The 19,470-nt window shown below is 72.2% G+C and carries 20 protein-coding genes; 14 read left to right on the top strand and 6 right to left on the bottom strand.

The features are described 5' to 3' along the window. Positions 1 to 116 precede the first annotated feature (116 nt). The 4 genes from HZS54_RS24480 to ligA all read left to right on the top strand — a co-directional run bounded on the left by HZS54_RS24480 (position 117) and on the right by ligA (position 4,960). The gene (locus HZS54_RS24480) at positions 117 to 1,718 is read left to right on the top strand and encodes a methyl-accepting chemotaxis protein (protein ID WP_179919683.1); all 1,602 of its coding nucleotides are present in this window, start codon (positions 117 to 119) and stop codon (positions 1,716 to 1,718) included. Continuing rightward, the gene (locus HZS54_RS24485; RefSeq protein ID WP_179919684.1) at positions 1,711 to 2,445 is read left to right on the top strand and encodes a bacteriorhodopsin; all 735 of its coding nucleotides are present in this window, start codon (positions 1,711 to 1,713) and stop codon (positions 2,443 to 2,445) included. Before HZS54_RS24480 ends, HZS54_RS24485 begins: the two co-directional genes overlap by 8 nt. 85 nt (positions 2,446 to 2,530) lie before the next feature. Further along, entirely contained in the window at positions 2,531 to 2,791 is a 261-nt protein-coding gene (locus HZS54_RS24490) for a DUF7123 family protein (RefSeq protein WP_179919685.1), read from the top strand. 75 nt (positions 2,792 to 2,866) lie between these two features. Further along, positions 2,867 to 4,960, top strand: a complete 2,094-nt coding sequence (gene ligA, locus HZS54_RS24495; protein ID WP_179919686.1) for an NAD-dependent DNA ligase LigA — start codon at positions 2,867 to 2,869, stop codon at positions 4,958 to 4,960. Between the two features lie 384 nt (positions 4,961 to 5,344). On the opposite strand, the gene HZS54_RS24500 is transcribed toward ligA, so the two are convergent. From HZS54_RS24500 to HZS54_RS24515, 4 genes are all read right to left on the bottom strand, one after another. Further along, positions 5,345 to 6,379, bottom strand: a complete 1,035-nt coding sequence (locus HZS54_RS24500) for an ABC transporter permease subunit (RefSeq protein ID WP_179919687.1) — start codon at positions 6,377 to 6,379, stop codon at positions 5,345 to 5,347. Then, complete coding sequence (locus HZS54_RS24505; protein ID WP_179919688.1) at positions 6,376 to 7,371, bottom strand: ABC transporter ATP-binding protein; 996 nt, start codon at positions 7,369 to 7,371, stop codon at positions 6,376 to 6,378. The genes HZS54_RS24500 and HZS54_RS24505 overlap by 4 nt, the downstream gene beginning before the upstream one ends. Positions 7,372 to 7,467: 96 nt before the next feature. Further along, positions 7,468 to 7,731, bottom strand: coding sequence for a DUF7967 family protein (locus tag HZS54_RS24510; RefSeq protein ID WP_179919689.1), 264 nt, complete (start codon positions 7,729 to 7,731; stop codon positions 7,468 to 7,470). A gap of 79 nt (positions 7,732 to 7,810) precedes the next feature. Continuing rightward, the gene (locus HZS54_RS24515) at positions 7,811 to 8,485 is read right to left on the bottom strand and encodes a hypothetical protein (RefSeq protein WP_179919690.1); all 675 of its coding nucleotides are present in this window, start codon (positions 8,483 to 8,485) and stop codon (positions 7,811 to 7,813) included. 120 nt (positions 8,486 to 8,605) lie between these two features. Here HZS54_RS24515 and HZS54_RS24520 point away from each other — a divergent pair, with 120 nt between their 5' ends. From HZS54_RS24520 to HZS54_RS24555, 8 genes are all read left to right on the top strand, one after another. After that, a complete protein-coding gene (locus tag HZS54_RS24520) occupies positions 8,606 to 9,460 on the top strand; it encodes a hypothetical protein (RefSeq protein ID WP_179919691.1) in 855 nt (284 codons plus the stop codon). Between the two features lie 80 nt (positions 9,461 to 9,540). Then, positions 9,541 to 11,457 carry an excinuclease ABC subunit C gene (locus tag HZS54_RS24525; protein ID WP_179919692.1) on the top strand — a complete coding sequence of 639 codons (1,917 nt, stop codon included), beginning with the start codon at positions 9,541 to 9,543 and terminating at the stop codon, positions 11,455 to 11,457. A gap of 74 nt (positions 11,458 to 11,531) precedes the next feature. Further along, the gene (locus HZS54_RS24530) at positions 11,532 to 11,993 is read left to right on the top strand and encodes a DUF5518 domain-containing protein (RefSeq protein ID WP_179919693.1); all 462 of its coding nucleotides are present in this window, start codon (positions 11,532 to 11,534) and stop codon (positions 11,991 to 11,993) included. Between the two features lie 122 nt (positions 11,994 to 12,115). Further along, complete coding sequence (locus tag HZS54_RS24535; RefSeq protein WP_179919694.1) at positions 12,116 to 12,265, top strand: hypothetical protein; 150 nt, start codon at positions 12,116 to 12,118, stop codon at positions 12,263 to 12,265. Between the two features lie 63 nt (positions 12,266 to 12,328). Next, the gene (locus HZS54_RS24540) at positions 12,329 to 12,706 is read left to right on the top strand and encodes a TFIIB-type zinc ribbon-containing protein (RefSeq protein WP_179919695.1); all 378 of its coding nucleotides are present in this window, start codon (positions 12,329 to 12,331) and stop codon (positions 12,704 to 12,706) included. Positions 12,707 to 12,708: 2 nt separating this feature from the next. After that, a complete protein-coding gene (locus HZS54_RS24545; protein ID WP_179919696.1) occupies positions 12,709 to 13,542 on the top strand; it encodes a GNAT family N-acetyltransferase in 834 nt (277 codons plus the stop codon). A gap of 137 nt (positions 13,543 to 13,679) precedes the next feature. Beyond that, a complete protein-coding gene (locus tag HZS54_RS24550; protein WP_179919697.1) occupies positions 13,680 to 14,501 on the top strand; it encodes a cobalt-precorrin-7 (C(5))-methyltransferase in 822 nt (273 codons plus the stop codon). After that, positions 14,498 to 15,835, top strand: coding sequence for a cobyrinic acid a,c-diamide synthase (locus HZS54_RS24555; RefSeq protein WP_179919698.1), 1,338 nt, complete (start codon positions 14,498 to 14,500; stop codon positions 15,833 to 15,835). Before HZS54_RS24550 ends, HZS54_RS24555 begins: the two co-directional genes overlap by 4 nt. Before the next feature lie 167 nt (positions 15,836 to 16,002). Here HZS54_RS24555 and HZS54_RS24560 read toward each other — a convergent pair whose 3' ends face one another. Together HZS54_RS24560 and HZS54_RS24565 are read right to left on the bottom strand one after the other, a co-directional pair. Then, positions 16,003 to 16,854, bottom strand: coding sequence for an alpha/beta fold hydrolase (locus HZS54_RS24560; RefSeq protein WP_179919699.1), 852 nt, complete (start codon positions 16,852 to 16,854; stop codon positions 16,003 to 16,005). A gap of 25 nt (positions 16,855 to 16,879) precedes the next feature. Next, positions 16,880 to 17,824 carry an alpha/beta fold hydrolase gene (locus HZS54_RS24565; RefSeq protein WP_179919700.1) on the bottom strand — a complete coding sequence of 315 codons (945 nt, stop codon included), beginning with the start codon at positions 17,822 to 17,824 and terminating at the stop codon, positions 16,880 to 16,882. An 82-nt stretch (positions 17,825 to 17,906) separates the two neighbouring features. On the opposite strand from HZS54_RS24565, the gene HZS54_RS24570 reads away from it, so the two are divergent. Together HZS54_RS24570 and HZS54_RS24575 are read left to right on the top strand one after the other, a co-directional pair. After that, positions 17,907 to 18,551, top strand: a complete 645-nt coding sequence (locus HZS54_RS24570) for a helix-turn-helix domain-containing protein (protein ID WP_179919701.1) — start codon at positions 17,907 to 17,909, stop codon at positions 18,549 to 18,551. Positions 18,552 to 18,643: 92 nt separating this feature from the next. Beyond that, positions 18,644 to 19,456 carry an MOSC domain-containing protein gene (locus HZS54_RS24575; RefSeq protein ID WP_179919702.1) on the top strand — a complete coding sequence of 271 codons (813 nt, stop codon included), beginning with the start codon at positions 18,644 to 18,646 and terminating at the stop codon, positions 19,454 to 19,456. Positions 19,457 to 19,470 lie beyond the last annotated feature (14 nt).

The raw sequence follows: 19,470 nt of genomic DNA on the forward strand, positions 1-19,470 counted from the left end.
GTTTCGGATTCTACCTTATAGGGCGTCAAACGCCCACATAGGTCACGCACCTGTTATCAGATTCTGTTCTCGGAGGGTCATCGATAAGACGCTCGTCGTGAAATCCGGCATCAGTGATGACTCTCGTAACAGGAAGGATGGTGGTCGAACACTACAGTCGACGCATCGCCGCGTCGGTGGCGCTGACGGCGGCCGTGACGGTCGGACTCGGCGCGCTGTTCGCGGTCCACGTCTCGGCCGCAGGGACGGAAGCGGCGGGGCTCTCCGGCATCGCGGGGACGCTGTTCGTCGTCGTGCTGAACCTCGGGTTGCTGGCGATCGTGCTCGGCGGGAACGCGGCGGTCGCGCTCCGGCGACTGAACGGCGCCGCGGAGGCCGTCGAGGCGGGGGACCTCGACGCCTCGGCCGACGTCGACCGCGCCGACGAGTTCGGCCGGCTGGCCGAGTCCTTCGACAGCATGCGTCGGTCGCTCGGCGAGGCGTTCGACGAGTCCGAGGAGGCCCGCCACGAGGCCGAACAGGCCCGGGAAGAGGCCGAAGCGGCGACCGAGCAGGCCGAGGCGTTCAACGAGGAGCTGCTCGACCACGCCGAGCGGATCGGCGACGCGATGACCGCGGCCGCGGAGGGCGACTTCACGCGCGACCTCGCGACGGACACGGACGTCGACGCCGTCGACCGGATCGCCGTCGCCTACGACGAGATGGCCGCCGGCCTCTCCGGTACCGTCGAGGAGATCCGGACATTCGCGGAACGCGTCGAGGCGTCGAGCGGCACCGTCGCCGACGAGGCCGCCGAGGTCCAGCAACTCAACGAGCGCCTGGCCGAGGACATCCGCGAGCTGGCGACCGACCTGGAGGACCAGGCCGAGCAGCTGGAGAGCGCGGTCGCGGAGGTCGACGACCTCTCGGCGACCATCGAGGAGGTCGCGGCCACGACCGACGAGATCGCCGACCAGGCCACCGAGGCCTCCGAGGTCGGCGCGACCGGCGCCGAGCGCGCCGGGGAGGCCATCGAGGCGATCCGGACCGTCGAGGAGACGGTCGACGAGCTCGACCGGCTGGTCACCGAGCTCGACGACCGGATGGACGAGGTGGCGGCGACGACCGGCATCATCGACGACATCGCCGAGCAGACGAACATCCTCGCGCTGAACGCCAACATCGAGGCCTCCCACGCCGACGCGGGCGGCGACGGGTTCGCCGTCGTCGCCGACGAGGTCAAACAGCTCGCCGAGGAGACCCAGGACGCCATCGACGAGATCGAGGCCATCGTCGAGGGAGCGCGGGCCGACGTCGACGACGTGACCGGCGAGATGGACCGGACGCGCGACCGGATCGGCGCGAGCGTCGACACGGTGACCGGCGTCGGCGAGACGCTCGACTCGCTGACCGACACCGTCGACGACGTCGACGCCGCGATGGGCGAGATCGCCCGCGCCACCGACGACGGCGCCGCCGCGACCGAGGAGGTCGCCGCGACCGTCGACTCCGTCGGCGAGGTCGCCCGCCGCGTCGCCGACCGCTCGCACGAGCTGGCCGACACCGCCGCCGAGACCGCGGGGACGATGGCCGACGTGCGCGAGCGCGCCGACGACCTCACCGCCCGGACCGACGACCTGCTCGACCGCCTCGCCGAGTTCGAGACGCGAGCGGACAACCCGAGCGGCGACGGGCCGGCGCCGACCGCGCAGCCGCTCGCGGGGGGCGACGATGATTGAGTCGTCGGTCGTCTTCTGGGCCTCGGCCGCTGTGCAGGCCGTCGCGCTCGTCGTCCTGCTCGGTCGGCTCCGGGGCATCTCAGCGTCCCGGAGGCGGTACTGTTATCCCGTTCTGTCAGTCCTCGGCGTCTCGCTCGTCGGGACAGTGCTGATCGCGCTCGGTGTCGGTACTGGCGTCGGCGGGACCAGCCTCGACGCGCCGGGGCTCGTCGACGACCTGATCGCGTACTCCGTTCTGTGGAGTATCACGGCCCTCCTCGCCGGCGAATCGCGCCGGATGGTCGGCGTCTTCGTCGTCCTCCCGGTGATCCAGGTCGTCGCGTTCAACGGCGGGGTGCTCCTCGGCGGCGCCGCCGGGCTCGTCGGCCTGTTCGTGATGGTCGTCGGGCAAGTTCTGCTCGCGTACCTCCTGCTCGGCCGGGTCTGGGAGCGCGCCCAACGTGTCCCCGACCGCCAGCGGCTCCTCCACTGGAAGGCCCGGAACCTCCTCCTCTTCCTGATCGGGATGCTCATCGCGTTCTCCCTGCTCTCGGTCGCGCAGGTGTTCGACGAGTTCGTCGTCAGCACCGTGGGGGCGTACATGGACCTGCTGATCCGCGTCGGGTTCGCGGGATTCCTGTTCGCCAACGTCGACGCGATCGAGGTCGACGAGGCCGGCGACGAGCTGCTCGGCGCCGTCCGGCCGGAGGCCGACCACGACCGCCCGGACGCCGCCGGCGGCGACTGACCGCGCTCGGGCCCACCCGCGAACGCCCCGTTTTCGGGCCGGAATACGGCGCATAACGATGTGTCCGAGCGCCGTTCGCTCGACCATGCCCACGCCAGCCCGCCGGAACGGGTCGGTCGCGAGGCCCTCGCTGTCCGAGACGCAGGCGCGGCTCCTCACGTACCTGTGCGACCGCGTCGACGGGACCGCCTACCTGAAGGCCAAGTACGTCGCCGACGACCTCGACCTCTCCTCGAAGGAGGTCGGGATCAACATGGGGATCCTCGCCGACCGCACCGACGACGTGACCATCGAGCAGTGGGGTCGCTCGTCGAGCACAACCTGGAAAGTGAGCGCCCGGGAGTGAGCGCCCGGGCCCGACCTCGCGGTCGGTGACCTCGCACCGAATCTTCAAAGAGGGTCCCGCCGCGAGAGAGGTGCAATGAGCGACGACGCGGCCGACGCATCCGCGGACAACCCCTATCTCGCCGAGCCGCCGACCGACTTCGACCCGGTCGAGGCCCTGACCGGGGCCGACGCCGAGACCCAGGCCGAGCGGCTCCGCGAGGCGATCCGCTACCACGACCACCGCTACTACGTCGAGAACGACCCCGCTATCGACGACCGCGCCTACGACGCGCTGTTCTCCCGACTGCGGGACCTCGAAGAGCGGTTCGACCTCCGCACCGAGGACAGCCCGACCCGGCGCGTCGGGGGCGCGCCCCGCGACGAACTCCCCGACGTGGAACACGTCGCGCCCATGCGCTCCATCGACCAGGGCGGCGAGGCCGAGGAGGTCCGCGAGTTCGACCGCCGCGTCCGCGAGGGGCTGGACTCGGCGGACTGGGAGGGGGAGATCGACTACTACTGCGAGCCGAAGTTCGACGGCCTCTCCGTCGAGGTGGTCTACGAGGACGGCGTCTTCCAGCGGGCGGCCACTCGCGGCGACGGCCAGGTGGGCGACGACGTGACCGAGAACGTCCGCACCATCCCCAGCGTCCCCCAGCGCCTGCGCGGCGACCACCCCAACACCCTCGCGGTGCGGGGCGAGGTGTACATGCCCAAGCCCGCCTTCCAGGCGTACAACCGCGAACTGGTCGAACGGGGCGACGACCCGTTCGCCAACCCGCGCAACGCCGCCGCCGGGACGCTCCGGCAACTGGACCCGTCCGTGACGGCCGAGCGCCCGCTCTCCATCTTCTTCTTCGACGTGCTCGACGGGTGGGAGTTCGACACCCGCTGGGAGATGCACGAGACCCTCCCCGAGTGGGGGCTGCGCGTCTGCGAGAGGACCGAAGTCGTCGACGAGATCGAGCGAGCAGTCGACTACCGCGACGCCCGGCTGGACGAACGGGACGACCTCGACTACGAGATCGACGGCGTCGTGATCTCCGTGAACGACACCGACGCCTGCGACGAACTGGGGACCACCGCGCGGGCGCCCCGCTGGGCGTTCGCCTACAAGTTCCCCGCCCGCAGCGAGCACACGACGGTCCGGGACGTGGTCGTCCAGGTCGGCCGGACCGGCCGGCTCACCCCGGTGGCGCTGATGGACCCCGTCGAGGTCGGCGGCGTCACCGTCTCGCGAGCCTCGCTGCACAACCCCGCCGAGATCGAGCGCCTGGGCGTCGGGATCGGCGACGAGGTGCGCGTCCGCCGCGCGGGCGACGTGATCCCTGAGGTCGCCGAGGTGACCGGGGCCGAGAGCGAGGGTCACTTCGCGTTCCCCGAGACGTGTCCCGTCTGTGGGAGCGCCGTCGAGCGCGACGGTCCGATGGCCTTCTGTTCGGGCGGTCTGGGCTGTCGCGCCCAGCGCGAGCGGTCGGTCCAGCACTACGCCTCCCGCAAGGGCCTCGATATCGAGGGCGTCGGCGAGGAGCGCGTCCAGCAGCTGCTCGACGCCGGCCTCGTCGACGACGTGGCCGACCTCTACGAGCTGACCGTCGACGACCTGACCGACCTGGAGGGGTGGGGCGAGACCAGCGCCGAGAACCTGATCGCCGAACTCGACGACGCCCGCGAGCCCCCGCTCGCCGACTTCCTCACCGCCATCGGCATCCCCGAGGTCGGCGAGACCGTCGCCGCCTCGCTCGCGCGCCACTTCGGCACCTTCGAGGCGGTCCGCGAGGCCGGCGAGGACGACCTGCAGGCCGTCGAGGACGTGGGGCCGACCGTCGCCGCGGAGATCCGGGACTTCTTCGACAGCGAGGCCAACGCGGACGTGCTCGATCGCCTCCTCGCCCACGTCGACCCACAGGAAGCGGAAACGACGACCGGCGACGCTCTCGACGGGCTCACCTTCGTCTTCACCGGTTCGCTCGACGGCTACACTCGCAGCGACGCCCAGGACCTCGTCGAGCGCGCCGGTGGGTCGGCGACGAGTTCGGTGTCGAGCAACACCGACTTTCTGGTGCTCGGGTCGAACCCCGGCCAGACGAAACGGGACGACGCCGCCGAGCACGACGTGGCGACGCTGGACGGCGTCGAGGCGTTCGAGGCGAAACTGCGGGAGTACGGGGTCGAAATCGGGGGGTGAACAGTCACGGTGGCGCGCGCTGGAGCGCGCGTTCATGCGCGCGACGAAGCCGCGCGAGGGATGAGCACCGCAGCCTGCGAGGAGCGCAAGAGGCTGGGGAGGTGTGAGGCCGTCTGCGGTGCCGTGCGGAGCAGTGCGGTCCCTGGCGGACTGAAAGGGCGAGACGCGCTCGCGCTCGTGTAGTCGCCTGAGCGACCCCTATCCGAAACGGCCCTTGGGCCGCGAGGATATGTCGCTCAGCGACCGCGAGCGCGCCGAGGGCTTTCACCCCTTGTGTCCTCTGCGGTCGAGTCGGATGCGGTCGAGTCGGATGCGGTCGAGTCGATTCGGCGCGAGCGCGCCAAGGGTCGTATCGCTCGCCGCCGAGCAGTGCCGAGAAAACGACTACAAATCGACGCGGTCGAACGTGTAGTAGCTGATCGCCGCCGCCAGCCCGATCCAGACGAGGAAGCTCGCGAACACCGCCGGGTCCGAGAAGTAGACGGGGAGGCCGGAGCCGCCGGCCTGGCAGACGGTCTGGTTGCCGAACATGGTCTGGCGGACCGACGGGTTCCCGGCGAGCACGTCGCCGCAGATGACCCCCATGGTCTCCTGGCCCTGCTGGAACATGCCGTAGCGGGCGGTCGTCGCGGCGCCCGCGCCCTCGCCGAGCATCGAGTTGGTCAGCGTCTTGTACGCCTGGGTCGGGCTCAGTAGCTTGACGAACAGGACGATCTGCCAGCGCAGCGCGCCCTCCATCCCGGCGTAGTTAGCGAGCACGTCACCGATCGAGTTCGCGAGCGAGTTCCAGCCGAACGAGAGGTAGAAGTAGACGATGCCGGCGCCGGCCAGCGACCGGAGGTTCGTCGACATCGCGCCGGAGATGCTGACGACGATGGCGGTGAACACCAGGGTGAAGGCGACCGTGAACAGGACGAACCACGCGAAGACGCCGATCTTGAACGTGAATGGCGAGATAGCGAAAAACAGGCCCGTCAGGCCGAGCGCGGCGAGCAGCGGGACGCCGACGACGGCGCTGCGACCCACGACTTTCCCGACGATCACGTCGCGGCGGGAGAACGGCAGCGACAGGAGCACCTTCAGCGACCCGCTGGTGCGCTCGTCGGAGACGGCCGCGTAGCCCGCGAAGATGACGACGATGGGCACCAGCAGCGTGACGATGTTCAGGTACGGCCGGGAGATCGCCGCCTGGAGACCGAACTCCTGCAGGCGACGGGGCACCTGCTGGGCGCTGCGCAGGTCCCACCAGTTGCGCGCGGCCGGGATGACGAACAGCGCCGTGAACAGGAAGGAGAGGACCCACAGCCCCTTCGACCGGATGGCGTCGCGGAACTCCTTCTTGGCGACCGGGTACCAGTCGAAGGCGTCCCGGAGCGCGCCGTCGAGGCCGCCGCTCTCGCTCTCCGAATCCGCACTCATCGGTCCTCACCTCCGTCGTCGCCGTCGGCGTCCGCCTCCGAATCGCTTCCCCCGCCCGCGGTCGCCGTCGGGGCGGCGTCGGTCTCGGCGTCGGTGTAGGCGGCGAACAGGTCCTCCAGCGACGCCTCCTCGGTCTCGAAGTCGTCGACCGCGATCCCGGCGTCCTCGATAGCGGTGAGGACGCTCATCTTCGCGTCGCTGTCGACGGACACGATCAGATCGTCGCCCTCGACGGTCGCACTCTCGACCGCGTCGACCTCGCGGGCGGCGTCGGCGGCCGCCTCGGCCTCGCCGGGGTCGACGCTGACGACCAGCCGCGTTCCGGTGTCGGTCGCCTCGCGTAGCCCCTCGACGGTATCGACGGCGATCACCTCGCCGTCCTGCAGGATCGCGACGCGGTCGCAGACGGACTCGACCTGCCCGAGGATGTGACTGGAGAAGAAAACCGTCGCGCCGCGCTCGTTCTCCTCGCGGACGATCTGACGCATCAGGCGGGCGCCGTTGGGGTCCAGGCCGCTGGAGGGTTCGTCGAGGATCAGGAGGTCGGGCTCGCCGACGAGCGCCATCCCCAGCGCGAGCCGCTGGGCCATCCCGCGGGAGTACCCCTCGACTTTCCGGTCGAGGTCCTCGCGGTCGAGGCCGACGCGCTCGGCGATGGCCTCCGGGTCGGGGTCGGCCCGCTTGGCCTCGCCGACGAACTCGATGTGGTGGCGACCGGTCAGCCGGTCGTACAGGTCGTAGCCCTCCGGGAGCACCCCCAGTCGCTCCCGGATGGCCTCCGACTCCTCGCGGGCGTCCATGCCCAGCACTTCGGCCGAGCCGGCGGTCGGCCGGACGAAATCGAGGAGGATGTCGATGGTCGTCGTCTTGCCGGCGCCGTTGGGCCCCAGAAACCCGAACACGTCCCCGTCCTCGACGGTCATGTCGACCCCCCGCAAGGCGGTGACGTCGTCGAAGCGTTTCGTCACGCCGTCGAGTTCGATCGCTGGCATGGCCGGGGCTTTCGCGCCCTCCGGTTTAGGTTTTGATACACTCCCGACTCCGCGACGAGCGCGTCCGCGAGCGCCGGCCGCGCCCCGGCGAGCGGCTCAGACCTCGTCGTCGGGGTCGTGCGAGTCGGCCATCGACCGCGCCTGGGTCGCGTAGCGGTCGCGCTCGTCGTCGGCGGTCGGCTCCAGTTTCTCGGGGTCGACGTCGACGGCCGCCGTGGTGGGCTTGCGCGAGAGCAACTGGAAGGACAGCTGTTTCGTGAGGTGGCGCTCCCCGTCGGGGGTGGCGTACACCAGCGTGACGAGGTTCTCGTCGCGTGAGATCCGGTCGACCAGCCAGCACCTGACCGTGTCGTCGCTCATACGTCCCCGTGGGGCGCGCGCGGGTTTGTAGCCAGCGGATCGGGCGGTGTCGGGGGTCGCCCCGTCCGCCCCGCCGGGTTCACGTCCACGAGCGCCGGCGGAACCAGGCCGGCGCCGTCCGCTCGGCGCACTCGCGGCGCGCGACCGCGACGCCGACGACGTGTTCGACCAGCAACGCGGCTGCGAGTGCGACGAGCCCGACGGTCTCGGGGGCGAAGCCGGCGTCCGCCGCGAGGGCGGCGAGCGGGTCGACGCTCGCGAGTCCCGTCTCCAGGGCGAGCCAGGCGGTCGCGCCGGCGGCGGTGACGAGGCTGTAGCCGACGGTGCTCGGGTCAACGAGTCGCGACCCCAGCGGCGCCCCGCGGAGGGCGTCGACCTCGGCGGTGTGCTGGACCGCCAGCGCGACGGCGAAGGCGACGCCGCCGACGAACGCGCCGCGGGGGCCGCCGAGAGCGGCGACGGCGGCCAGCCAGCCCGTCCAGACCGCGGTCTCGCTGAGGGCGACGCCGAGCGTCCGCCCGAGCGGGAACCCGACCGCGGGCCCGTTGACGGCCAGGTCGACCAGGAACTGGCCGACGAGGAAGGCGGCGGCGAGCACGACCACGCCGACGGCGACCTCCCGCGAGACGGGATCGGCGCCGGCGAGCAGCGCCAGCCAGACCGACAGCGCCGCCGCCTCGACGCCGGTGACGGCGACGACCAGCGCCCAGCGACAGGCCGCCGCGACCGGCCCCCTCCGGAACACGTCGAGCATGCGTCGCGTTCGCGCGGTCACCGAGGTAGTAATGCGGTGCCTGCCCGCGGGAAACCCGCGCTTATCAGTCGAGAGACTCCGGGCCACAGTTTCAAGACCTAGCGCGCGACAGGGGGAGACATGTCCCGACTCCGGCGGTTCGTCGACAGCGTCCGGGGGACGGGTGGACGGGCGTGGGCCGGGTCCGTCGAGGACCTGCTGTACGACGGGGAGTCGGTCCGCGAACGCGTCGAACTGGGCGAAGGAAGCCGCGTCGTCGTCACCTCCCATCGGCTGCTGGCGTTCACGCCCGAGAGCGACGGGGAGAACTACCGCGCGGTCGACCTGCCGAATGTCGCCGACGTGCGCACCGGTCACGAGGGCGAGGCCAACCTCCTCCGGCACGGCGGCCGCCTCGGCGTCTACGGCGCCGTCCTGCTGGCGGTCGGCGTCTTCGTCGACTTCGGGTCGTTCGTCCCGACCGACGCCTTCGCGGGCGCCGGTGCCGGCCAGCTCGGGATGGGCGGGCTGCTCTCGATACTCCAGCGGTTCCTCTCGCTGATCGCCCGCACCGACGAGTTCGCCCGCATGATCGGCGCCCTGCTGGTGCTGTTCGCCGTCTTCGTCTTCGGGGTCTACCTGCTGACCCGCGACCACGTGCTCGAAGTCGGCGTCGCCGGCGACGACGACCCGATCCGCGTCCCGGCTGACGGCGAGACGATCGACGGCGCGGTCGCCGACCTGGAAGTCGTCCTGTTCGAAACCGCCGAGACCGGCGGGGCGAACGGCGCGAGCGCTCACGACGCACCGACGAGCGACGGCGACCCGCTGGCCGGCGACTCCGGCGCCGTCCGTAGCGACGGGATCGCCGGCGGCGCCGGTTCGAGCGAGCCGGCGTCCGAGGTGGACCGCGCCGTCCGCGAGACCGAGCGGGCGGACTTCTCCGAGGAGGTCGACGAGGTGATGGGGACCCGCGAGCGCGAGACGAGCGAGTAGCCGAGCGCCGCGGGCGTTCGCCCCACCGCCTCGACCCGCGGGCGCAGGGTTCAAATCCGCAGAGTCGCTACCGACGGGCGATGGATCCCGACGCGGTCCGGGACCGAGCCGGCGACCTGCCCGCCGAGCCGGGCGTCTACCAGTTCCTCGCCCGGGAGTCCCGCGGGCGCCGGGAGGGCGGGAGCGACGCCGACGCCTATCCGACGAGCGGCGACGGCGCGACGGGCGGCGATAGCCCGACCGACGGCGACGACCCGACCGGGGACGCCTCCGGACCCCGAACGGACGCCGACCTGGCCGAGACGGACTCCTACGAGCGAGTCCTCTACGTCGGGAAGGCGGTCGACCTGCGGAGTCGGGTGCGCTCCTACGCCGACCCGCGCAGCGAGCGCATCCGGCGGATGGTCGCCGAGGCCGAGTCCGTGGAAGTGGCGGTCACCGACACGGAGACCCAGGCGCTGCTGCTCGAAGCGAACCTCATCAAACGGCACCGCCCGCGCTACAACGTCCGGCTGAAAGACGACAAGTCCTACCCGCTGGTGCAGCTGACCGCTCACGAGTTCCCCCGGGTCGAGATCACTCGCGACCCCGCCCCCGGCGCGACCGTCTTCGGGCCGTTCACCGACAAGGGCCGCCTCGAAACCGTCGTCAAGGCCGTCCGGGAGACCTACGGCCTGCGTGGCTGTTCGGACCACAAGTTCCAAAACCGCGATCGGCCGTGTCTCGACCACGACATCGGGCTCTGTTCGGGCCCTTGCGTCCCCGAGACGGCCGTGGACGGCGAGGCCTACGTCGGCGACGTGGAAGCGGTCGAGCGCTTCTTCGAGGGCGAGACCGGCGCGCTGGCGGACCCGATCCGCCGTGAGATGGAGGCCGCGGCGGGCGACCAGAACTTCGAGCGGGCGGCGAACCTCCGGGACCGGCTGGACGCGGTGGAGGCGATCCACGGCGAGGCCGGCGAGGCGGTCGCCAGCGAGGGCCGCCACGACGAGCCCGACCGCGAGCGCGCGGTGGACGTGCTCGGCGTCGCCGTCGAGGGCGAACGCGCGACCGTCGCGCGGCTCCACAGCGAAGACGGCAAGCTCGTCGACCGCGAACGGCACACGCTCGACGCGCCCGAGGGCGAACGCGGCGGGGCGGTGCTGGCGGCCTTCATCGCCCAGTTCTACGCCGAGCGCGAGCTGCCCGACGCGGTCCTCTGCTCGGACCACCCCGACGACGCGGACCTGGAGGGGTGGCTGGAGCGGGAGGGCGTCGCCCTGCGGGTGCCCGGCGCCGGCCGCGAGGCGACGCTGGTCGACCTGGCGCTGAAGAACGCCCGCCGCCGGGACCGCCGCGACGACGAGGGGCGGGCGCTGGCCGACGCGCTCGGCCTCGACTCGCGGGTCGAGCGGATCGAGGGCTTCGACGTGAGCCACGCCCAGGGGAAGTCGGCGGTCGGTAGCGACGTGACGTTCGTCGACGGCGAGCCCGAGAAGGCCGACTACCGCCGGAAGAAGCTCGCCGACGAGAACGACGACTACGCGAACATGCGCTCGCTGGTGCGGTGGCGCGCCGACCGCGCCGTCTCCGGCCGCGACGAGCGGCCCGACCCCGACCTGCTGCTGATCGACGGCGGCGAGGGCCAGCTGGGCGCCGCGCGAGACGCCCTCGCCGCCGCCGGCTGGGACGTGCCCGCCGTCGCGCTCGCCAAGGACGAGGAACTGGTCGTGACTCCCACAGGCGTGTACGACTGGCCCGACGACGCCGGCCACCTGCACCTCCTCCAGCGTACCCGCGACGAGGCCCACCGCTTCGCCGTCCAGTACCACCAGACGCTGCGGGATGACGTGTCCACGGTGCTGGACGACATCGACGGGATCGGCCCCGAGACGCGCAAGCGACTCCTCCGGCGGTTCGGCAGCGTCGAGAACGTCCGCTCGGCCTCGCGCGCGGAACTGGAGAGCGTCGACGGCGTCGGCGCCAAGACCGCCGGGACGCTCGCCGAGCGGCTCTAAGCGCGGATCGACGGATCCCGAACCCGTCGCGACGCGTGATTTATTACGCCCGGGGCGGTAGTGTCAACCCAACGATGGAGTCTCGAACTGGTCCCGGTTCCGGCCTCCCACCCGGTTCGCTCTCGCGGACGTGGCAGTACGCCCTCGTCGGCGGCGTCGTGTCGATGCCGCTCACGCTCGCGGCCTACTGGAGTTCCGGCGCGAGCGACTACTTCTCGTTCAACATGGTCGTCGTCGGCGGACTGATCGCCGGCTTCCTCGCCCGCCGGTACTCGGCCGACGTGAGCGCGACGAGTCTCAGGGCCGGCGTGATCGGCGGCCTGGCCGGCTACGTCTGGATCGCCCCCACGATACTCACCAGCGCCGAGAGTTTCGCCGACGCGTGGTCGTTCGCGCCCGCGACGTGGCTGCTGTTCGTCGTCTTCAGCGCCGTCGTCGTCGGTACCGCGGCGATCCCGGGTCTCGTCGGCGGCCTCGTCGGCTCCTGGGTCTGCGGGAAGACCGGACAGGAGACCCCGTCGGCGGCGAGCGCCTGATATCGACGGTTCTCGGCGGTCGAAACCCGGACAGTACGTTTCGGCGGTCACGTCGACCGGTAGGCTCGCGCTACGCGCGAAACCGGCGGGTAACTATCGGCGCGTGGGCCGACCGGTCGACCATGGCCTACCGAACGACCATCGGCTGGTCGCTCATCAGCTCCGGCATCGTCACGCTCCTGCTCGAATACCTCCCGTACCCGTCGGTCTACTGGGGGATCGGGCTGCTGGTGCTGGGGGTTCTCGTCTTCTTCACGCGGCGGATCTACTGACCGCGCTCCGCGGCCACCCGCGAGCCGCGCCACAGTCTTCAGTGTTCGTCCCCAAAATCACCCATGTCGGACGACACAGCGACGCCGACACCGATCGAACCGGGATCGGCCGTCTACGACCACGAAGGCAACGTGCTCGGGGTGGTAGCGGAGCTGTCGAGCGAGGGGTTCGAGGTCTCCATCACGGAGACCATCGAGCGCGTCGACGACGACGGACGGGCGGTGGTGAGCGACCCGGACGACGAGGGGCAAGCGGCCGCCGAGACCGACGAGAGCGTCCGGACCTCGGAGGAGGAGCACGTGCCCGGCCAGGAGTTCGGCGAGGGATACCTCATGTGGCGCTGCGAGAACTGCGGCGAGATGGGCGACCTCGACGACGGACTGCCCTCGGAGTGTCCGAACTGCGGCGACGAGAACGTCATCAAGTGGCGGGAGGACTGACGATGGAGGCCGACGCGACTCTCAGGGACGCCGAGGCGGGCGACGCCGACCGCGTCCGCGAACTCGTCGAGAGCTCGATGACGACCTCCTACGCCCTGAGCCCCCAGGGCATCGAGACGATCCTCGAAGCGGAGTTCGACGCGGACCCGCTCGGCGACCGATTCGACGACGCCGAGACGGTCGCGCGTGTCGCCGAGGGCGAGGAGACGCTCGTCGGCTACGGCGAGGCGACCGTCGCGGGCGACGCGGGGCTGGTCCGATGGGTCCACGTCGACCCCGAGCGGCGCGGCGCCGGCGTCGGAACGGCGCTGTTCGAGCGGCTCACCGCGGCGGTGGACGACCGGGGCGTCGACGAGGTCCGGGCGGTCACGCTCGCGGACAACACGGCCGGGGGCGCGTTCGTCGAGCGGTTCGACTTCGAGAAGACGGGCGAGCGGACGACCGAGTTCGACGACCGCGAGACCGTCCAGCACGTCTACGTCGAGGAGGGTGCCACCGGCGCTGCCGACGAGACGGGCGCTGCCGGATCGGCTGCCGACGCCGACTCCGCGTCGGACGCCGGCGAGAGCCCGAGCGGGCAGGCGATCGAGGGCGCCCTGCCCGACGCCGTCGCGACCGACGACGGGACGGAGGTCCACCCGGGCGGCGACCCGATCGCGGGGGCCGAGGGCGCGTTCGTGAGGACGTTCACCGACGCCGACCGCTCGGAGCACTACGGTTACTACTGCACGAACTGCGGCTCGACGGCGGTGTCGATGGACGAGTCCGAGCGCCTGGAGTGCGCCGACTGCGGCAACACCCACAGACCCGAGGAGTACGACGGCTCGTACCTGTAACCCGTCTCGCCGACGGGCCGTCCCCTCGCCGATCCCGTCCGCACCCGGTCCGCCGCGCTGGCCTCGTCCGCCGGATCTCGGCGGCCGGCCCGTCCGGAACAGTCAACCGCGGGCTGGTCGTAGCCGGAGGCGACACCGTGAGCGACGACCCACCGAACCAGACCGACGACCGCCCGCCGGGAGCCGTCGCCGCCGCGGCGCCCGAACGGTCGGTCGCCGACGCCGAACGAACCGACACCGCCGACACCGACCCCGTCTACGCCGTCGGCATCGGTCCCGGGAACCCCGAGTATCTCACCCCGCGCGCGGAGCGGGCGATCCGCGAGGCCGACGCCGTCCTCGGGTTCGAGACGGTCGTCGACTACGTCCGCGACCGGATCGACGGGGAGGTCCTGGCCTGCGGCTACGACGACCAGGGCGAGACGCTGGCCGCATTCGCCGACCGGGTCGCCGACGGCGCCGCGGGGACGGCGGTCCTGATGGGCGACCCCAACGTCTCGGGCTACCAGTTCCTCGGCCGCGTCGAACGGGCAGTCGGCCGCCCCGTCGAAGTCGTGCCGGGGATCTCCGCGATCCAGGTCGCGGCGAGTCGCGCCCGCACGCCGATGGAGGACGCGACGTTCGTCACGCTCCACAGGCGGGGCGACCTGACCGCCGGCCGCGAGCGACTGCGGGCCGCCGTCGGCGACCGCCACCTGCTGGTGCTCCCGCGGCCCTACGACCTGATGCCCGGTGACATCGCCGCCGACCTGCTCGACGCGGGCGCCGACCCCGAACTTACCGCGCTCGTCTGCGAGCGGCTGACCCACGACGACGAGGCGGTGACGCGGACCGCGCTCGGCGAACTGGCGGCCCACGCCGGCGGGGACGGGCCCGACGACACGCCCTTCTCCGATCTGTCGGTGCTGGTCGTCCGGGCCGACGGTCCCGATCCGGAGCGGGTCGGAGGTGAGGAATGAAGGGGTTCGTCCTCGGCGGGACGAGCTCCGGCGTCGGCAAGACGGTCGCGACGCTGGCGACGATCCGCGCCCTCGACCGCGAGGGCGTCGCCGTCCAGCCCGCCAAAGCGGGCCCCGACTTCATCGACCCGAGCCACCACGAGCGGGTCGCCGGCCGGCCCTCCCGGACGCTCGACCGCTGGCTCCAGGGCGAGGAGGGCCTCCGGCGCAACTACCACCGCGGCGACGGCGACGTGTGCGTCGTCGAGGGCGTCATGGGGCTGTACGACGGCGACGGCTCCTCGACGGCGATGGTCGCCGAGACGCTGGATCTGCCGGTCGTCCTCGTCGTCGACGCCAGCGCCGGGATGGAGAGCGTCGCCGCCACCGCCGTCGGCTTCCGCGAGTACGCTGCCCACGCGGGCCGCGACATCGACGTGGCGGGCGTGATCGCACAGCGCGCCCACGGCGGCCGCCACGCCGAGGGGATCCGCGAGGCCCTGCCCGACGGGCTGACCTACTTCGGGCGAATCGCACCCGACGACGACCTGGAGATCCCGGACCGCCACCTCGGCCTCCACATGGGCGAGGAGTCGCCGCTCGGCGACGGCGCGCTGGACGCCGCCGCCGAGCACCTCCGCGTCGACCGCCTGCGCGCGGTGGCACGGGAACCGCCCGAACCCGAGCGGGCAGTCGGCCGGCCGACGGGCGCGGCGCCGGCCGAGTCGATACCGGACGGTGACGGCGCCCGCCCGCGCGTCGCCGTCGCCCGCGACGACGCCTTCCGGTTCGTCTACCCGGCGACGCTCGAACGGATCCGCGACCGGGGCGAACTCGTCCCGTTCGCGCCCGCCGACGGCGAGGACCTCCCGGAGTGCGACGGCGTCTACCTGCCCGGCGGCTACCCCGAGCGCTTCGCCGCCGACCTCGCCGACGGCCCCGCGCTCGAGACGCTGGCCGACCGCGCCGCCGACGGCCTCCCCGTCTTCGGCGAGTGCGGCGGGCTGATGGCGCTCTCCGAGTCGCTGACGACGACCGACGGAGACACCCACGAGATGGCCGGCGTCCTGCCGGCCGACGTGGCGATGCACGAGCGCTACCAGGCGCTGGACCACGTCGAACTGCGCGCGCGGACGGACACGCTGACCGCGTCGGCCGAGAGCGCGCTCCGGGGCCACGAGTTCCACTACTCCTCGGCCGACCCCGCCGGCGACGCCCGTTTCGCCTTCGACGTGAAACGGGGCGAGGGCATCGCCGACGGCCGCGACGGCCTCACCGAGTACCGCACCCTCGGAACCTACTGCCACTGTCACCCCGAGAACGGCGCTATCGACGCCTTCCTCGACGCGCTGTAGCCGTCTCTCGCACGCCCGGTCGTCGCCGCCGTTCCCCGCGCGGCCGACCTTTCGTATCGCGAATATTGGTTTATGACCCGCGAGCGAACGGGACGAATCACAGTACGGAGTCACCGGCGAATCGGTCGCTCGACGGGTCGAATCGGAATCTCCCGAGAGACGGGCGACTATCGCGGAACGAATCCCGAGATCACGTCGACGACGGCGTCCGGTCGCTCGCGGGGCGCCCAGTGGGCGCAGTCGTCGAGCAGTCGGAACTCGGCTTCGGGAAGCCGGGCGGCCGCGCGCTCGCTCCAGCGGTGAGGGAACACCTCGTCGTACTCGCCGTGGAGCAGCAGCGTCGGGGTGTCGAGGCCGTCCAGCCGGTCGGTGAAGTCCGTCCGGTAGCCCTCGGGTCCGACTTCCGCCGCTCGGAAGCTCCGGAATGCCTTCCCGACGCCGGGGCGTTTGGCCTCCGCCCAGACGGCGTCGACGGCGTCGGCGGAGAGGCGGTCGGTGTCGTACACGATGTTCCCCAGGCTGGCCTTCGTGAACCCGCGGCTCCGCCGCATGAGGGCGATGGCGAGTTTGTTCGTGAGCCCCTGTTTCGACAGCAGGCGCGTGAGCCCGCCGTTGGCGAGTTCCGTCCCGAGCCCGTAGCTGTCGAGCAGGACGAGCCGGTCGACGCGGTCGGACGACCGGAGCGCGAGTCCCAGCGCCGCGCCGCCACCCATCGAGATGCCGGCGACGGCGGGGCGGTCGAGGCCGACCGTCTCGACGAACTCGGTGACCACGTCGACGTGCGTGTCGAGCGAGTAGGTCGCGTCGGGCTTGGCGCTGCGGCCGTAGCCGAGCAGGTCGGGAGCGACGACGCGGTACTCGCGGGCGAGCGGTTCGAGGACGGCACCCCAGCTCACGCTCGCGGCGTCGACGATCCCGCCGTGCAACAGCACCAGCGGCGGATCCCCCGGGTCGCCGGCGGTCAGGTAGTGGATCCGGTGACCGTCGACGACGGCCGTCTCGTGGCGTCGCTCGACCATACCGGTCGATCGGGCGCCGGGACAATCAACCCCGGGTCGCGATATCGAACGCGCGCGACCGGGCGTCCAGCAGCGTCGTCAGGTGGTCGCCGTCGAGGACGGTCAGCTCGGCGTCGGGCAACCGGTCCCGTAGGCGCTCGGCGTCCCCGACCGGCACGTTCGCGTCGTCGCTGCCGTGCCACAGACGGACCGGGACCGTCACGTCCGCCGGCGAGACGCCCCAGCCGTCGCCGACCCAGGCGAGTTCGGTGACCGCGCCGCCGCGCGAGCGGCCGAGGGCTTCGAGGAAGTCCGCGCGGACGAGTTCGGCCGCGTCGGCCGGAATCTCGCCGGGGTCGTCGGTGTACTGCGCGAGGACCGCCGACGGTCCGGCCCGCTCGGCCAGCCAACGCTGGCCCCGGAGGGTCGCCCCGAGGAGTCGCGGCGTCGTCGCCGCCAGTCGGCCCAGCAGGCCCTGGAGTCGGGGCGTCGCCGCCGCGACCGACGGTGGCGCGGCCCCGGAGACGAGGTCGACCCGGTCGACCAGGTCCGGTCGCGTCGCCCCGAGCGCGAGCGCGTCGGCCGCGCCGCCGGAGAACGCGACGACGCGCGCTCGCTCGACCCCGACATCCCCGAGGAGCGGCTCGACCCACGCGGGCGCGTCGGTCGGCCGGCGCTCCGGCCAGACCGTCGAGCGGCCGAACCCCGGCCGATCCGGGGCGATCACACGGATATCGGCCTCGCGCGCGCGGTCGTCGACGAGCGCGCCCAGCCGTCGTGATCCGGGGGTCCCGTGGAGGAAGACGACCGGGTCGCCGTCGGGTGTCCCGTACTCGTCGTAGGCCAGCCGCCGCCCCGCCGTCCCGTACTCGACCGTTCGAGGGCCCTCGGCGGCGTCCGCTGCCGTCGGTGCGGCGCCGGTCCCGCCGGCTTCCGGCGACGCGGCGTCGGTCCCGTCGGCACGCTCGGCGGCGGGCGTCGAGTTACTCATCGGTCGATCGTACGCCGTCCGGACCCTCGGTCGTTGTCCCGGATCAGTACGGTCTTTTATATGGAACGCCACGGCCCAAGCGATGCGGCAGGTCACTTTCGAGACGACGTACCCGCCCGACGCGGCCCACCCGCTCCACCAGCGACTGATGGGTGACGGGCCGGTGACGCGGGCGGAACTGCTGATCTGGGGGCCGACGGCCGACGTGACCACGCTCACCTGGTTCGACGCGGAGCCGGCGGCCGTGAGCGAGGCGCTCGGCGCGGTCGACTCGGCGACCGAAACGCGGCTGGTGGCCGCCGACGGGGGGACCTACGCGTTCGTCCGGCAGTCCGAGTACGAACTGCCGGCGGCGGTGCTGTCGGCGGTCGCCGACTCGCGAGTCGCCTTCGTCCCGCCGGTCACCTTCCGGGCGTCCGGCGCGGCCCGCTTCGAGGCCGTCGGCGAATCGGACGCCCTCTCGGAGTTCTACGGTGAGCTGAACGCCGCCTTCGACACCGAGGTCGTTCGCGTCCGCGAGTTCCGCCGTTGGCCCGAGCCCGCGCGGGTGACCGACCGCCAGCGGGAAGCGCTGACGGCGGCCGTCGCGGTCGGCTACTACGACGTGGACCGGTCGGGCTCGGTCGCCGACGTGGCGGCGGAGCTGGACTGCGCACCCAGTACGGCGGGCGAACTCCTGCGGCGGGCGGAGTCGGCCGTCCTGACGGCGTTCGTCGGGGAGTCGTGACCGCCCCGACCCGCCGCGGCCGCACGCGTTCGGGCGCCGGCAGGCGTCGCGGCAACCGCAACCTGAAGGGGCGGGCGCCGCGAACGGGAGGTATGCCCACGCTCTCGGAGATCCGGGTCTACCCCGTCAAGTCGCTCGACCCCGAACCCGTCGAGTCGGTCCGGCTGGCCGACTCGGGCGCCATCGAGTCCGACCGCCGCTACGCGCTGTTCGACGCCGACGGCGACTACGTCAACGGGAAAAACGAGCGACGGGTCCACCGGATCCGGTCGGCGTTCGACTTCGAGAGCGGCGAACTCCGACTGCGCGAGCGGGGCGACGACGAGTGGACCCGATTCGACCCCGATGCCGACCGCAGCGAACTCGAAGCGTGGTTCGAGGACTTCTTCGGCTACGACGTGACCGTCCGGCGCGACGACGAACAGGGGTACCCCGACGACACGTCGGCGGGCGGGCCGACGCTCATCTCGACGGGTACCCTGGCGGCCGTCGCGTCGTGGTTCGACGGCGACTCGGGGCGCCCGGCCGTCGACGCGGCGGAACTGCGGCGGCGCTTCCGGCCAAACCTCGTCGTCGACGCGCCCGCCTTCTGGGAGGACCGGCTGTACGCCGACCGGGAGTCGACCGTCGGCTTCTCGGTCGGCGGCGTCGCGTTCGCCGGGGTCAACCCCTGTCAGCGCTGCGTCGTTCCGACACGGGACCCCGATACCGGGGAGGCCGACGACGGGTTCCGCGAGCGGTTCGTCGAGCGCCGCCGGGCGACCCTGCCCGACTGGGCCGACCGCGACTGGTACGACCACTTCTACCGCCTGATGGTCAACACCCGCGTCCCCGGCGCCCCCGCGACGCTCTCCGTCGGCGACCGCGTCGCCTGCGACCGCGAGCCCGCCGCTGACGCCGTCTGACTGTCCGCTCCTCG

It is taken from the genome of Halosimplex pelagicum (assembly GCF_013415905.1).
GTDB classification, from domain to species: domain Archaea; phylum Halobacteriota; class Halobacteria; order Halobacteriales; family Haloarculaceae; genus Halosimplex; species Halosimplex pelagicum.